This window comes from Gilliamella sp. ESL1225 (genome assembly GCF_058502635.1).
Genome location: NZ_CP196358.1, coordinates 1,763,113 through 1,778,267, shown reverse-complemented (window position 1 = coordinate 1,778,267; position 15,155 = coordinate 1,763,113). Strand labels below are relative to the sequence as shown.

Sequence of the window (15,155 nt, the reverse complement as noted above, 5' to 3'; positions counted from 1 at the left end):
TTAACACATGACCAAAGTATCAATAGAAACCCTGGCTAAAGAAATAAAAACACCAGTGGATACTCTTTTGCAACAATTTGCAGATGCTGGCATAAAAAAAACAGCATCTGACAATGTGAGCCAAAAAGAAAAAGAGGCTTTGCTTGCTCATTTAAATCCTCAGCAAGGTCAAACAAAATTGACGCTTCAACGTAAAACACATTCCACATTAAATGTGTCTGGCAATGGTGGCAAAAATAAAGAAATTAAAGTTGAAGTCCGAAAAAAACGAACTTTTGTAAAGCAAGATCCGGCTGAAATCGCGGCGGCGCAAGAAAAAGCTCGCTTAGAAGCAGAGCAAAAAGCGAAGCAAGAGGAAGAGTTAAAAGCACGTCAAGAAGCAGAACAAAAAGCAAAATTGGCAGAAGAACAAGCAAAAAAAGCTGAAGAAACTAAAAAACGCCAACAAGCAGAAGAAGACGAACGTGTAAGACGTGAGCAAAATGTTAAACAAACTGCAGAGTCCGTTACTGCTAAAGTAGTTGATCCTAAGTTAAAATCAGCTAACGATCAGAAAGCGAAACTCGAAGCTGAAGCAAACGAAATTAAACGCAAGGCAGAAGAAGAAAACCGCCGTAAATTAGAGGCAGAAGCAAAACGCATGGCTGAAGAAGCACGCAAATTAGCGCAACAATATAATGATTCGACCGACAATGAAATGTTAGAAGATGAAGATTATCATGTAACGACATCTAAATATGCTCGTGCAGCAGAAGATGATACGGATCGCGAAGTCGAAAGCGGTCGTGGTCGTAATAGTAAACAAACCAAACAGAAAAAAGGCAGCAAACTATCTGAAGGTAAAGCGGAGAGAGAAGAAGCGAGAGCAATTACTCGAAGTGGTCATAAAAAGAAAGGTAAAAGTGCATTACAACAAGGGTTTGTTAAACCAGCTCAAGCCGTTAACCGTGATGTAGTGATTGGCGAAACAATTACTGTTGCTGAGCTTGCCAATAAAATGGCAGTTAAAGGTTCTGAAGTCATTAAAACCATGATGAAAATGGGGGCGATGGCAACAATTAATCAGGTTATCGATCAAGAAACAGCTCAATTAGTTGCTGAAGAAATGGGACATAAAGTGGTTCTTCGTCGTGAAAACGAACTTGAAGAATCTATCATGAGCGATCGTGATACGGGTGCAGAAAAAGTTTCTCGTGCACCTGTTGTAACTATTATGGGACACGTTGACCATGGTAAAACTTCGTTACTTGACTATATTCGTAAAGCAAAAGTTGCCTCTGGCGAAGCGGGTGGTATTACGCAACATATCGGTGCTTATCATGTTAAAACCGAAAATGGCGATATTACCTTCTTAGATACTCCAGGACATGCTGCATTTACATCAATGCGTGCTCGTGGTGCTAAAGCAACAGATATTGTTGTTCTAGTTGTTGCCGCAGACGATGGCGTTATGCCTCAAACTATTGAAGCAATTCAACATGCAAAAGCCGCCAATGTGCCAATTGTTGTTGCCGTTAATAAGATTGATAAACCAGAAGCCGATCCTGAACGTGTAAAAGGTGAGCTTGCACAATATGGCGTTATGTCAGAAGATTGGGGTGGTGAATCACAATTTGTGCATGTTTCTGCTAAAACAGGTCTCGGTATTGATCAACTATTAGAATCGATTTTACTACAAGCTGAAGTATTAGAATTAACTGCTTATGAAACAGGAATGGCGAGCGGTGTTGTTATTGAGTCTTTCTTAGATAAAGGGCGCGGTTCGGTTGCTACAGTTTTAGTGCAATCAGGAACGTTGCATAAAGGTGATATTGTCCTTTGTGGCTTTGAGTATGGTCGAATTCGTGCGATGCGTAATGAACTGGGTAAAGAAGTTATTGCCGCAGGACCATCGATTCCCGTTGAGATCTTAGGCTTATCAGGCGTTCCTTCTGCAGGTGATGAAGCAACGGTTGTACGTGATGAGAAAAAAGCGCGTGAAGTCGCATTATATCGTCAAGGTAAATTCCGTGATGTGAAATTGGCGCGACAACAAAAAGCTAAACTTGAAAATATGTTTACCAACATGACTGAAGGTGATGTATCAGAGTTAAATATTGTATTAAAAGCGGACGTACAAGGATCGGTTGAAGCAATTAATGATGCTTTATTAAAATTATCAACCGATGAAGTTAAAGTCAAAATTATTGGCTCAGGCGTTGGTGGGATCACCGAAACTGATGCATCACTTGCTGCTGCATCTAACGCGATTATTCTTGGTTTTAATGTCCGTGCTGATGCTTCAGCTCGCAAAGTGATTGATACTGAAAATCTTGATTTACGTTATTATTCGGTCATTTATGATTTGATAGACGAAGTTAAACAAGCCATGAGTGGTATGCTTGCCCCTGAATATAAGCAAGAAATTATTGGTCTTGCAGAAGTGCGCGATGTATTTAAATCACCAAAATTTGGCGCAATTGCTGGATGTATGGTAGTTGAGGGTGTTGTTAAACGTCATAACCCAATTCGTGTACTGCGCGATAACGTTGTGATTTACGAAGGTGAGCTTGAATCATTACGTCGCTTTAAAGATGATGTGAATGAAGTGCGTAATGGGATGGAATGTGGTATTGGCGTTCGCAATTACAATGATGTACGGGTTGGTGACTCAATCGAAGTATTTGAAACAATTGAAATTAAGCGTACAATTTAGTTAGTTTAGGTAGATTTTACTGACTTATTAAAAGGTATCCACCTTCATCTTAATTGATGATCATAATAAGCAAGGTTAATACCTTGCTTATTATTATTTAAAGGACAATAGAAATGGCAAAAGCATTTAACCGCTCATCTCGTGTTGGACATGAATTACAAAAAGAAATCGCAATTATTTTGCAACGTGAAATCAAAGATCCTCGGCTTGGAATGGTTACGGTCTCAGGCGTTGATATTTCGCGAGATTTAGCTTATGCAAAAGTGTATGTTACTTTTTTATATGACGAAGATCCCATTGTTATTGAACAAGGATTAAAAATTCTTAATGACGCTGCTGGCTATATTCGTACCTTAGTTGGTAAAGCGATGCGTTTAAGAATCGTACCTGATATAAAATTCTTTTATGATGAATCGCTTGTAAAAGGCATGCAAATGTCTAATTTAGTATCAGATGTGATTAAAAATGACGAGAATCGTCGTAAGCAATAATTGATTAAGTTAATGTTTAATATAAAGCAAAATAATGGCTTTATATATCAATTTTAACTAAATAAATTGTCTGTTTTAAAGGCAACTACTATGCTATGGTCAAACCATAAAAACGATCGTATAAAATGATAAAAGTGTAAAATGATGAATGTTAAAAAAATACGCCGTGATCTTCACGGCGTTTTATTACTTGATAAACCCAAGGGCTTATCATCGAACGATGTATTACAAAAAGTAAAATGGTTATTTAATGCTAAAAAAGCCGGTCATACCGGAGCTTTAGATCCTTTAGCAACTGGAATGCTCCCTATTTGTTTTGGCGAATCAACGAAATTTTCTCAATATTTATTGGATTCAGATAAACGTTATCAAGTTATTGCTCAATTAGGACAGCGCACAGATACATCGGATGCGGAAGGCAAAATTATTAGTACAAAACCGGTTAATTTAACAAAAACAGATATTTTACAACAATTATCGAGTTTTCGTGGTGATATTATGCAAATTCCGACGATGTTTTCAGCATTAAAACATCAAGGGCGCCCGCTATATGAATATGCTCGACAAGGAATCGTTATCGAACGCGAAGCAAGACCGATAACAGTATTTACCAATGAATTAATTAACTATGATGAGATAAATAAGCAAATTACGTTAGAAATTCATTGTTCAAAAGGAACATATATACGCACGATCATTGATGATTTGGGCGAAAAATTAGGTTGTGGCGCACATGTTATTGAATTACGCCGTTTACAAGTTGCGAGCTATGCTATCGATAAAATGATTACCTTAGATAGGTTACAATCGATTGAAAGCTTAAAAGAGAGGGATAAGTACCTATTAACTGTTGATAGCCCATTGCAAGATTATCCGCGTATAGATTTATCCCAGCAACAAGGTGACGATATTTTATTAGGACGCACTATTTTTTTACAAAATCAAATCGTAAATAATCTTTTACAAAAAAACTCGTTAGTTAGAATTTATCAACAAGACAATTTTATTGGTGCAGGCATGCTTGAAGACAATAAGTTAATACCAAAACGCTTAATTGCAAATTCGGCTCATTAATTAACAGCTAAGAGTATTTGCTGCAAAAGCTGGTTTATTATTGAGATTTATAACTGATATGAAAATGGCTGAAAGATTTTTATATTGTTTTTTAAAAAATTATGACGAATAAAAAAAGTTTTCAGTATCGATAATTTTATTACAAGGTATAGACGACGATTTATTCTCAATGAAATCACATAACAAATGAGCGGCTTGTTCTCCCATTGATTTTAAAGGTTTATAGATACGACTTATCGTCAGTAATTCTTGATGCATTAATTTTACTGAATGGCTAATAAATAATAATGACATCTTAGTACCACCATGATTTTTGATTATTTCAAGTTGATGTAAAGCGCCTAAACTGACTTCATATGGTGAAAGGTAGAGATCCTCGTTATCAGCCTGATCTATTTGATGACTTAAACATAACTGATCAGCACAAATAATCGCAGATGGTGGGTAAGTGCACTGCAGTAAAGAGAGAATGGCTTGTTTACCATGTTCATAGTTAAAACAATTATCAACGATATAATCACTTTTAAATCTGACATTCGCCCGTTTTAATGCTTGTTTATAGCCTTTTAAAAATTGCACTTTACTGATTTTATGCGAATGACTAATCAAAATAGCAATTCTTTTATGATTATTATCTAACCAATGTTTTGTCGATTGAAAGCCCATCATCATATGATCAAAATTAACACAGGGAAAATATCGCGAAAAATGATTGACGACAATAATCGGAGGTAGAGCATAATCATATTTTTTAAAGTGCTCTAAAAAATGTACTTCATTAATAATGATGATGCCAGCTATAGCATTAAGTTCAATATAATGCATCAGCAAGTACAAATCTTTTTCATCTATTTTATCGAGTTTAATCAAATTAATTTTATACTCTAATTGACGAAAATGACTTTCTATACCATCCAAAATTAAGTGTTGATGATGTAATTGATTATCAATGATCAAAATTTTCTTATGTTTATTTTTATCATTGTAAGGTTTTAATAATTGATCCATTTCAACATTTAAATCTTGTAACGCATCATTAACACGTTGCTTTGTTTCAAAAGAGGTTAAATAAGGTTTATTTAATGCTCTTGATACCGATGCAATCGATAAATTAGCTTTTTTAGCAATGATAGATAAATTAAACTTTTGTTTTTTCATAACATAAAAACGTTATTGATCATAATGTGAATGTTATCAAAGGTCTAAAATCATAAAACATGTAATATTTAGTTTTGCGATCTGTTATACAATATTTTTAGTTATTTTTATGTCAGTGATAAAGCAAAAACAGTAAAAAATCTAAAAAAATCACTTAGATTACTTTATCGAATATATTAAGTAATTAATGTTATAATCATATTTTAATTTTTTGTGAGGGGTTAGCTATGTCAACATGGAATATTGCTATTGTCGGCGCGACGGGACAAGTTGGATCGGCTTTAGTAGAATTATTACAACACTCGGCAATTGACATTGACAAGCTCTATTTAGTCGGAAGTGATAACAGTGAAGGCGAAATTATTCGCTATAACGGTAAGAATTTAACCGTTATTGATTGTGAACAAATGGATTTTAGCCAGTGCCATTTTGCTTTTTTTGTGGCAAATTTAGCGGTTAGTGAAAAATATGCAATGTTGGCCGCTGAATCAGGATGTATCGTCATTGATGCTAGTGGTTACTTTTTTAACCAAGAGCATATTCCATTACTGGTGCCTAAAATTAATAATTCTATTCTGTCAGAATATCGTAACGAAAATATTATTGCTTTAGCCAGTGCACCTGTCTGCCAATTACTTCTTTCAGTTGCATCTTTAACGGATGTCGAGCAGCTAGATAACATACATGTTACTAATTTTATACCAGCATCATTATATGGTAAACAAGGGGTAGATGAACTTGCAGGGCAAAGTGCAAGATTATTAAATGGAATGCCGGTTGAAAATGCCATTTTTGATAATCAATTAGCATTTAATATTTTGCCGGTGTCCCACCAAAAAGACGATACGATTTTGGGTGAAAAATCGCAAATCGATCAAATACGCAAAGTTTTGAATAATTATCAATTACCTATTTCTATTGAATCTGTCATCATGCCTGTTTTTTATGGATTAGCGCAAGCTGTTAATATTTCAAGTAGTTTTCCGATTGAATTAGATTCAGGACGATTTGCAGATTTTGGTATTGAGATTTATGGGGATAATTTACCAACTCCAGTTAGCGAAGCTAACCCTGATGCGTCGTCTAATCTCGCCATTAAATTAGCTAATTTACGTCATGGATATGGTCATTTTGAACAAGTACAATTTTGGTCAGTTGCAGATAATATTCGCTTCTTAGGGGCTAAATTATTGATTGAAACGCTTGAGATCTTAATTAATGACTATGTCTAAAATTGCACTCGGTATTGAATATGATGGTAGTCGTTATTATGGTTGGCAACGGCAGCAAGCTGTAAGTTCGATTCAAGAGCATTTAGAAAACGCATTATCGAAAATCGCATCAGAGCCAATAACGGTATTTTGTGCTGGGCGCACTGATGCTGGTGTTCATGCAACAGGTCAAGTGATTCATTTTGAAACACAAGCTATTCGGTCGCATGGCGCATGGACAATGGGTGTGAACTCTCATCTACCACCTGATATTGCTGTTAGATGGTCGCAAGATGTGGATACTAATTTTCATGCTCGCCACAGTGCGATAGCAAGGCGTTACCGTTATATTATTTATAATCACCGCTATCGCCCAGCCATTTTAGCAAGTGGTGTAACGCATTGTTATTTACCATTAAATGCCTCATTAATGCATAAGGCTGCCCAATATTTATTAGGTGAAAATGATTTTACATCGTTTAGAGCTGCCCAATGTCAATCTTTAACACCTTTTCGCAATATTCATCATATTTATGTTTATCGGCAAGGGGATTACATTATTGTTGATATTAAAGCCAATGCATTTGTGCATCATATGGTACGAAATATTGTTGGTAGTTTATGCGAAGTTGGCACGCTTAATCAAAAACCGGAATGGATCGCAGAATTGTTACAAGCAAAAGATCGCACCTTAGCTGCTGCGACAGCAAAACCAGAAGGGCTGTATTTAGTCAAAGTAGATTACAAAGCGGAATATCATTTACCTCAAACGCCATTAGGACCTTTATTTTTATCAAATGAATGATTAAAAATTATCTAAAATACGATGAATATTAACACTATGACGACGAAAGAAACAAATAAAGAAGCACAAAAATATAATAAAGCGATAAATCAAAATATAAAATTACCTCCGCATTCTATTGAAGCAGAGCAAGCGGTTTTGGGTAGTTTAATGTTAGATAATCAACGATGGGATCTGGTTTCGGAAATGATCACCGAGCGTGATTTTTATGCTAGACATCATCAACTTATTTTTGCTGAAATGCACAGTCTTGTTAGTAAAGCAACCCCTATTGATCTAATAACTTTATCGGACAGTCTTGAAAATAAAGAGCTACTTGCTGATGTTGGCGGATTTGCTTATTTGGCCGAGCTATCAAAAAACACGCCGAGTGCAGTTAATGTTGTCGCTTATACTGATATTATTCGTCAACAAGCTATTTTACGAGAATTAATTAGTGCATCTAATGATATTGCCGATAATTGCTATTCTACAGAAGGTCGAGATAGCAATGAAATATTAGATTTGGCAGAAAGTAAGATTTTTCAAATTGCCGAAAGCAGAACAAAACAGGGTGAAGGCCCTAAAAATATTACCGATGTGCTTGAATCAACCGTGGCTAAAATTGAGGAATTATTCCAGCGCCCACATAATGGGGTAACGGGGGTCTCAACAGGTTTTACAGATTTAGATAAAAAAACCGCAGGTTTACAAAAATCAGATTTAATTATTATTGCTGCTCGTCCATCAATGGGAAAAACAACCTTTGCTATGAATTTATGCGAAAATGCGGCGATGGATCAAGAAAAACCCGTATTGATTTTTAGTTTAGAAATGCCATCCGATCAAATAATGATGCGTATGCTTGCATCTTTGTCACGCGTTGATCAAACTAAAATACGTACCGGTCAACTGCAAGATGACGACTGGGCGAGGATTTCAAGTAGTATGGGGATTTTGCTTGAAAAGAAAAATATTTATATTGATGACTCAGCAGGATTAACGCCAATGGAATTGCGTTCGAGAGCGCGTCGTATTTATCGAGAACATAAAGGGCTAAGTATGATTATGGTCGATTATTTACAATTAATGCGTGTGCCTAATATCTCTGAAAACCGAACGCTTGAAATTGCCGAAATTTCACGATCTTTAAAAGCGTTAGCCAAAGAATTACAAATCCCGGTTGTCGCTTTATCACAATTAAATCGAAGCCTTGAACAGCGCGCTGATAAAAGACCTGTCAATTCAGATTTACGTGAATCAGGCTCAATTGAACAAGATGCCGATGTCATTATGTTTATCTATCGAGATGAAGTATATAACGAAAATTCGGATCATAAAGGCGTTGCTGAAATTATTTTGGGTAAACAACGTAATGGTCCTATTGGCAAAGTGCGCTTAAAATTTCAAGGACAATTTTCACGCTTTGATAATTATGCCGATGCAAGTAAATATTTAGATGATGAATAACTGAATTTGTCAAATGGGATTAATTGTTTTACGCACACTAATAAAGGATCGTTTAAAATCTATATTAACAATCCCAGCTTAAAAACTAGGATTTTTTGTTTTTAGGATCTATTTCATCCAATTACATGTATCATTTATCTATTTTGCGAACTACCTCGCAAATTTAATAAAAATTATTTAATGGCATAATTTCTTCTTTAATTCTGCTCTCAAAACGACGCAACGACATTTAAGTTACCGCGCTTTTATGCTATATTTTTTAACCAATTTACTCCCTAAGTCTAACGCATAGGCAATCGCAATGGATATTAAACTCAGCAAGAACGATAAGCAGTATATTAATGGTACCGATGATGTATTTGAAATTATGCGTCGAGTATTATTGCGAGATAATAAAATCGATCAAGAAAAGGAGCATTTTTGGATTATTGGTCTTAATACTGCTGGCTTTATTTTGTATATTGAGCTGATTGCACTTGGTAGTGTGCATTCGGTCGATGTCGAGCCGATGAATGTATTTCGAGTTGCTGTGATGAAAAATGCCACGCGTGTGATTGCTATTCATAATCATCCCTCGGGTCGGTTAGTGCCGTCTGATGCGGATAAAGATATAACCGACCGATTAATACAAGTGGGTCGCATTTTAAATATTGAATTGACCGATCACTTAATTATCAGCCCTAAAAATTATGTCAGCTTTCGCTCAATTGGTTTAATGAATGAACTAGAGAAGAGTTTAAAATATGTGCCAACGTATCAGGTAGTTGAACAGATCCGAAAAGAAGAGCGGGCTATTGCGAAAGAAAAGCTAAGTATTGCTAAACAGAAATTAGATATAGCAAATAATAAAACTAAATCCATTAAAGAAAAGTTAGAAAGTGAAAAGGATAAGACTAAAGTAGCGCAAGAAAAAATGAAATCAGAACGTGAAGCCAAACAAATTGAAAAACAACGACGAGAGAAATTAGAACAAACGATGGTCAATACGCTACTTGAAAAAGGAGTTGACGTTGAAAGCATCGCTAAAATTATGGATATGAGCCCAAAAGAGATTGAACGTATTATCAATCCACCTAATCAAGAATAGGCGAAAGTATGAGTAATGCGATATTTAAAATCGGGTGATGTTGTAAAAAACGTTATTATCAAAAGAATAACGACTTTCATCCCCCCTAAAAAGCGGGGCATTTCGTGCTCGGTCCATGTGTACCTGGCTATTTTGTTATCAACAAAGTCAGGCTCAACGGGCTCATTAATCACTTGCCATTTTTCGATATGTGCCCATTTTTTGGGGATTTTAACGCGGCATAAATCCTTGGGGTTATAACGTCCAATCAGTTTGCAATCTGCCGTATCGTTATCGAGATGATAAGGATTATCCTCAATCTGGGGAATGATTTTATATTTATAACTGGAATGAAGTTGAAGCAGTACCTCATCACATTTTGGGAGCTGCGTATAGGCAAATTCAACCCGGGTGCCTTTTAACCGATACTTTTTGCGTGTTTCAAGCAGGATGGGCCTTCGCCTCGAAGGCATTACTTAACTGATGGGGGTTAAGATAGCTAAAATAGTCATCAATAAATGCGCTATTAACCGCGCTTGTTGTATTGAGATAGTCAATAAAAAATGACGAGTTAATCGTCATTTTTTATAAAGGATATTTATTATTTAATAAGCTATTTTTAGAACTAATAAAAATCTTCGTATTTGAATTGTTTACCCATTGATTAGATTTTAGAAGTTCATATTTAATATTGTTTTAATAATTAAAAGTTAAATCTTCGTTAATTACACCTAAGATTATTAATCTATAAAGTGGAAATTATTTCTTCACTAATCACTCTAAACCAAATCTCACCAGACTCCATTATTAAAGTTCCTGATTCTATTTTCACGAGAGCGATATAAGAACCATACAATTCTTCTCCATCAAGTGTATTTTTAAATTCAAATTCCTTTACATTCTTACAATGGATCTTTCCTAAAGATGCCCCATCATAAGTACTCCATATATCAAAAATAATATCGCACCCGAAATTACTAAAATCTACAGTTCCAAGGCATACATCTTCAAATTTCATAATTTACTCCACAAAATGTCCTGTTGAATGTGATTGGTCTGGAAGTCTATTACCTAAATAATCTTGTCGTTCAGAATATTTACCTGAACCATCAGATTTCCATACTCTTTGTGTTCTAATAACTTCACCGGTTGGCTTGATTGTTACAGTGACACCATCTGAGCCTTTCCAAGTTTCATAATTTCCCTGCGATTTTCCATTATTTGTAAAACCTTTCGATTTTAGATCGGTATAAAGCTCAACTCTAGTTTTTGGTAAATTATGAAGTATTTGCTCAGTAGTTTCCTTTTTAGCATATGGACTAAACGTCGGCTCGTCAATAGTAATCATATTACGTTGATTAAGCGAGATATTCTCAACGGTGATACCAATTTCACTGGGTTTAACGGGTGGGGTGCCTTTAATGCTGGTGAGTTTGATGATATTACGGGATTGTGTTGCTGTTTTAATGACTAAGCCCGCTTTACCGGCTGCAGTCATATCGGCTAATGCGTAAATATCTTCGCCGGTGCCATCGGGGAATATGCCGGTTGCTTCAATTAAACTGCCACCGATTGTTGACGTGTATTCACCCGATATTACTTGCCGAGTCCCTGATTGGATATTATCTAGCCCAAAAAATAGTAACGTGGTTGCAAGCCCTAGACCTATGCCGGTTTCAGCTAACGCGCTGGCAGCAATCAGTGTCGCGGCACCTTGTACGACTTTCATCCCCCCTAAAAAGCGGGGCAGTTCGTGCTCAAGGGCTTCGTTTGATTTGCCTTCGGTGGTATAACCCGCAGTCACGAGTGCTGTGTGGCAGACTAAGTCACCGATGGGGGTAACGCGAAAAGGTAGACAAAGTTGCTCACTCAGTACAAAGCTATTCTAATTATTGTACTAAATGGTTTTTAAGAATATTTAAATAATTTTAAAATTAGTATTCAAAATCTTCAAATTCCCAAGAAAAATACCTCGAGAGTTTTGTAGCTATTTCTAGCCAAGTATCACCAGTACAATTTTCAATATATTTATTTATGGTATTTTTTATTTCATCAAAATCATATTTCCTAACTATTAACATATGACGAATTAATTCGGGCTCCCACTGATTGTTACAAAGCCATTCAGGCGTACATATAAATAAATCAAAATTATCAGAAGCATCATTTTCTTCGGTTCCAATATCTAAATTTATACTTATAGCAAAATCCGTTTCATTAACTGGTTTATAATCAATTAAACTACAACCATTAAAATCGCTTTCGATTGAATACATTAATTTTAATTGTGCTTTCATATTTATATTAATTCTTAATAAATAAGTGCCGTTCTCTTCTCCTATTCCCAAATGACGTCTTTTTCTACATATCAATATATCTGTGATAATACGATTAAAATTAATCAGCAAAACTGATGGATAATTAATCGTATAAATTTGTATTTATGAAGTAATAAGGTCTTGTTTTGCTTCATTTAAAATATGAATAAATTCATCAAGTGGGAACTTAGTTATTACGGGTATCTCTAATATTTTAGAATCACAGGAAAATTCTATTTCTATATTTGAAATACCTTTATCTTTATTTAATTGACAAAGTATCTGCCCTTTGTAGGATATTTCAATTGTTATTTCTTCGTATTTATTATCACTAAAAAAATCTATTTCAAAATCAGTACTCATATTAGTTATCTCCTTTTTGGGTCGAGAAACCCAGAAAAAGAACCATCTGAGTTATAACGAATCCCTTGACCATTAGGTAATCTATATTCAATCCCTCCTCGGGATAATTCTGTTTTAATCATATCAGGATTTTCCAATACTCCCTTTACAAATTCACTCGCAGCAGTATTTTTTTGAATCACATTGCCTTTTAATGACCCAAATGTTCCACCTTGTCTATTTGCATGTTTTTCCCAAGCTCTTGATGCCTCTGATAATCCTTGTTGATTAACGGGTTTATTTGCTGCATTAATTAACTCTGTTATGCTAAGTTTATTATCAACCTTTATTGTATTTCTTACTCCATCTGCTAATTCATTTGGACTAAAAGCAGATTCTTTAATATTAATCATATTACGTTGATTAAGCGAGATATTCTCAACGGTGATACCAATTTCACTGGGTTTAACGGGTGGGGTGCCTTTAATACTGGTGAGTTTGATGATATTACGGGATTGTGTCGCTGTTTTAATGACTAAGCCCGCTTTACCGGCTGCAGTCATATCGGCTAATGCGTAAATATCTTCGCCGGTGCCATCGGGGAATATGCCGGTTGCTTCAATTAAACTGCCACCGATTGTTGAGGTATATTCACCCGATATTACTTGCCGAGCCCCTGATTGGATATTATCTAGCCCAAAAAATAGTAACGTGGTTGCAAGCCCTAGACCGATGCCGGTTTCAGCTAACGCGCTGGCAGCAATCAGCGTCGCTGCACCTTGTACGACTTTCATCCCCCCTAAAAAGCGGGCATTTCATGCTCAAGGGCTTCGTTTGATTTGCCTTCGGTGGTATAACCCGCAGTCACGAGTGCTGTGTGGCAGACTAAGTCACCGATGGGGGTAACGCGAAAAGGCAGGCAGAATTGCTCACTCAGTACAAAGCTATTCCAAACATTTTGTTTATCGTGCTCGGTCCATGTGTACCTGGCTATCTTGTTATCAACAAAGTCAGGCTCAACTGGCTCATTAATCACTTGCCATTTTTCGATATGTGCCCATTTTTTAGGGATTTTAACGCGGCATAAATCCTTGGGGTTATAACGTCCAATCAGTTTGCAATCTGCCGTATCGTTATCGAGATGATAAGGATTATCCTCAATCTGGGGAATGATTTTATATTTATAACTGGAATGAAGTTGAAGCAGTACCTCATCACATTTTGGGAGCTGCGTATAGGCAAATTCAATCCGGGTGCCTTTTAACCGATACTTTTTGCGTGTTTCAACATGCTTAATAATAGCCGGTTGCCGCAGGTATTTGAGCAGCTTAAAGGCGTTAACATAGAGGGACTCGATATCGGTAAGATTATCATGCTGCGTGGCGGTTTTAATTGCCGCTGTTAAGCGTGTTTCTTCATCGCGCTCATCACCTGTGCCATCTAACACAAGGGGGCTATAGAGATACGCGCGGACACGTTTAACGATATCGCTATTATGATAGCGATAATCCGCTTTATCAAATCCCTCACTGTGTTTAAGCTGACTAACGGCTGAAATCACGTCCTTGTAGAAAATGGGCGGGTACGTTGCTCCTTCGCTGTCTTCATACGCTAACGTGCCGATGCGTTGCTCGGCGGTAAAAAAATAGGTGTTGTTTAATAATATCAGTAGCTGATAAAACATAAACCCAATGTGCTCATCCGGGCGAAACATATTTTGTTGCCAAAGCAAAGGGGCATAGCGAAAATGCTCGGCGGAATAACCATAATTAATTTGACCCGCCAGGGCGTTATCTATCTCAACCGTAAAGGGTGAATTGCCGGAGGTTAATAAGGCGGTTAAGTCATCAAGCCAGGCTTGTGCCAGTTTTTTTAACGTGTAAGCGTTTATCCCCCCTTTCCGCAAGTTCAATGGCGTTTAAGCCGCCCCCTAGCAGTAAATGTACTTTGGGATACACCTTTTCGGTACTAAATACACTTTTATTCTTACCTAAAAAAATTTCATCGGGGCTAAAATCATGATTGAACAGGAAATGAGCGGCATTAATGTCAGGCGCTGCGCCATCATAAAAGCCGATGGGTAGTGCTGGGCGATTGATGAGCTCAACAATAATCCAAGTGTAATCAGGTTGGTATTCCGGGATTTTTCTATTATATGGAATGGGCGGTGGCATAGGTGGAGAGGATGGGCGCATATCGAAAACGGGATTGAAAATCGGTAAGGTGCGCAAAATAAGTCGTTCGTGATAGAGTGCCTGTAATAAACACTTTGCGACCTTATCGGGATAACGGTGATAATAAGCCGCATAATGTAAGCCGTTTTTTTGCAGTAAGGGATAGAAATTTTTACAGCTATTAGGATTGGCAACGAGCTTTTTAATAATCGGGTGATAGTCGGTTTTATGGAAGTATTTAATGCGACGAGGAAAAAAAGGACTGCATCTAAATTCGCCTTCACCCTCTCTAAATTCTTGTATAAGGTTATCCCACTCGCTTGGGGTGAGCAGTTGATAGTAGTACATGTTTTATTTCCGTTTTTTTATTGT

The 15,155-nt window shown here is 36.5% G+C and carries 16 protein-coding genes; 7 read left to right on the top strand and 9 right to left on the bottom strand.

Annotated elements, in window-relative coordinates; all coding sequences use genetic code 11:
- Window positions 1–7 precede the first annotated feature (7 nt).
- The 3 genes from infB to truB all read left to right on the top strand — a co-directional run bounded on the left by infB (window position 8) and on the right by truB (window position 4,260).
- On the top strand, window positions 8–2,695 hold the full coding sequence (gene infB / locus ACSYSW_RS08120) for a translation initiation factor IF-2 (protein WP_491705537.1): 2,688 nt from the start codon (window positions 8–10) through the stop codon (window positions 2,693–2,695).
- 113 nt (window positions 2,696–2,808) lie between these two features.
- Window positions 2,809–3,186: a 30S ribosome-binding factor RbfA gene (rbfA, locus tag ACSYSW_RS08115; protein WP_491705538.1), complete on the top strand. Its 378-nt coding sequence runs from the start codon at window positions 2,809–2,811 to the stop codon at window positions 3,184–3,186.
- 141 nt (window positions 3,187–3,327) lie between these two features.
- Window positions 3,328–4,260, top strand: a complete 933-nt coding sequence (gene truB, locus ACSYSW_RS08110; protein WP_491705539.1) for a tRNA pseudouridine(55) synthase TruB — start codon at window positions 3,328–3,330, stop codon at window positions 4,258–4,260.
- Window positions 4,261–4,359: 99 nt separating this feature from the next.
- Here the strand turns inward: truB and ACSYSW_RS08105 are convergent, their stop codons facing one another.
- Complete coding sequence (locus ACSYSW_RS08105) at window positions 4,360–5,418, bottom strand: LacI family DNA-binding transcriptional regulator (protein WP_491705540.1); 1,059 nt, start codon at window positions 5,416–5,418, stop codon at window positions 4,360–4,362.
- Window positions 5,419–5,645: 227 nt separating this feature from the next.
- Here ACSYSW_RS08105 and ACSYSW_RS08100 point away from each other — a divergent pair, with 227 nt between their 5' ends.
- From ACSYSW_RS08100 to ACSYSW_RS08085, 4 genes are all read left to right on the top strand, one after another.
- The gene (locus ACSYSW_RS08100) at window positions 5,646–6,650 is read left to right on the top strand and encodes an aspartate-semialdehyde dehydrogenase (protein ID WP_491705541.1); all 1,005 of its coding nucleotides are present in this window, start codon (window positions 5,646–5,648) and stop codon (window positions 6,648–6,650) included.
- Complete coding sequence (gene truA, locus ACSYSW_RS08095; protein ID WP_491706054.1) at window positions 6,643–7,434, top strand: tRNA pseudouridine(38-40) synthase TruA; 792 nt, start codon at window positions 6,643–6,645, stop codon at window positions 7,432–7,434. The genes ACSYSW_RS08100 and truA overlap by 8 nt, the downstream gene beginning before the upstream one ends.
- A gap of 36 nt (window positions 7,435–7,470) precedes the next feature.
- Window positions 7,471–8,883: a replicative DNA helicase gene (dnaB, locus tag ACSYSW_RS08090; protein ID WP_491705542.1), complete on the top strand. Its 1,413-nt coding sequence runs from the start codon at window positions 7,471–7,473 to the stop codon at window positions 8,881–8,883.
- A gap of 301 nt (window positions 8,884–9,184) precedes the next feature.
- Window positions 9,185–9,970 (top strand): JAB domain-containing protein, encoded by a 786-nt coding sequence (locus ACSYSW_RS08085; RefSeq protein ID WP_491705543.1) that lies wholly within the window; start codon window positions 9,185–9,187, stop codon window positions 9,968–9,970.
- Here the strand turns inward: ACSYSW_RS08085 and ACSYSW_RS08080 are convergent.
- From ACSYSW_RS08080 to ACSYSW_RS08045, 8 genes are all read right to left on the bottom strand, one after another.
- The gene (locus tag ACSYSW_RS08080) at window positions 9,961–10,422 is read right to left on the bottom strand and encodes a hypothetical protein (protein WP_491705544.1); all 462 of its coding nucleotides are present in this window, start codon (window positions 10,420–10,422) and stop codon (window positions 9,961–9,963) included. The genes ACSYSW_RS08085 and ACSYSW_RS08080 overlap by 10 nt on opposite strands.
- A gap of 272 nt (window positions 10,423–10,694) precedes the next feature.
- Window positions 10,695–10,967: a hypothetical protein gene (locus ACSYSW_RS08075; RefSeq protein ID WP_491705217.1), complete on the bottom strand. Its 273-nt coding sequence runs from the start codon at window positions 10,965–10,967 to the stop codon at window positions 10,695–10,697.
- 3 nt (window positions 10,968–10,970) lie between these two features.
- Window positions 10,971–11,753: a hypothetical protein gene (locus tag ACSYSW_RS08070; RefSeq protein ID WP_491705545.1), complete on the bottom strand. Its 783-nt coding sequence runs from the start codon at window positions 11,751–11,753 to the stop codon at window positions 10,971–10,973.
- Between the two features lie 130 nt (window positions 11,754–11,883).
- Window positions 11,884–12,297 carry an immunity 8 family protein gene (locus ACSYSW_RS08065; RefSeq protein ID WP_491705546.1) on the bottom strand — a complete coding sequence of 138 codons (414 nt, stop codon included), beginning with the start codon at window positions 12,295–12,297 and terminating at the stop codon, window positions 11,884–11,886.
- Window positions 12,298–12,390: 93 nt separating this feature from the next.
- Window positions 12,391–12,630, bottom strand: coding sequence for a hypothetical protein (locus ACSYSW_RS08060; RefSeq protein WP_491705547.1), 240 nt, complete (start codon window positions 12,628–12,630; stop codon window positions 12,391–12,393).
- 5 nt (window positions 12,631–12,635) lie between these two features.
- Window positions 12,636–13,403 carry a tRNase toxin domain-containing protein gene (locus ACSYSW_RS08055; protein WP_491705548.1) on the bottom strand — a complete coding sequence of 256 codons (768 nt, stop codon included), beginning with the start codon at window positions 13,401–13,403 and terminating at the stop codon, window positions 12,636–12,638.
- Between the two features lie 5 nt (window positions 13,404–13,408).
- Window positions 13,409–14,521, bottom strand: a complete 1,113-nt coding sequence (locus ACSYSW_RS08050) for a hypothetical protein (protein ID WP_491706247.1) — start codon at window positions 14,519–14,521, stop codon at window positions 13,409–13,411.
- Window positions 14,457–15,131, bottom strand: a complete 675-nt coding sequence (locus tag ACSYSW_RS08045) for a hypothetical protein (protein WP_491705578.1) — start codon at window positions 15,129–15,131, stop codon at window positions 14,457–14,459. The genes ACSYSW_RS08050 and ACSYSW_RS08045 overlap by 65 nt, the downstream gene beginning before the upstream one ends.
- Window positions 15,132–15,155 lie beyond the last annotated feature (24 nt).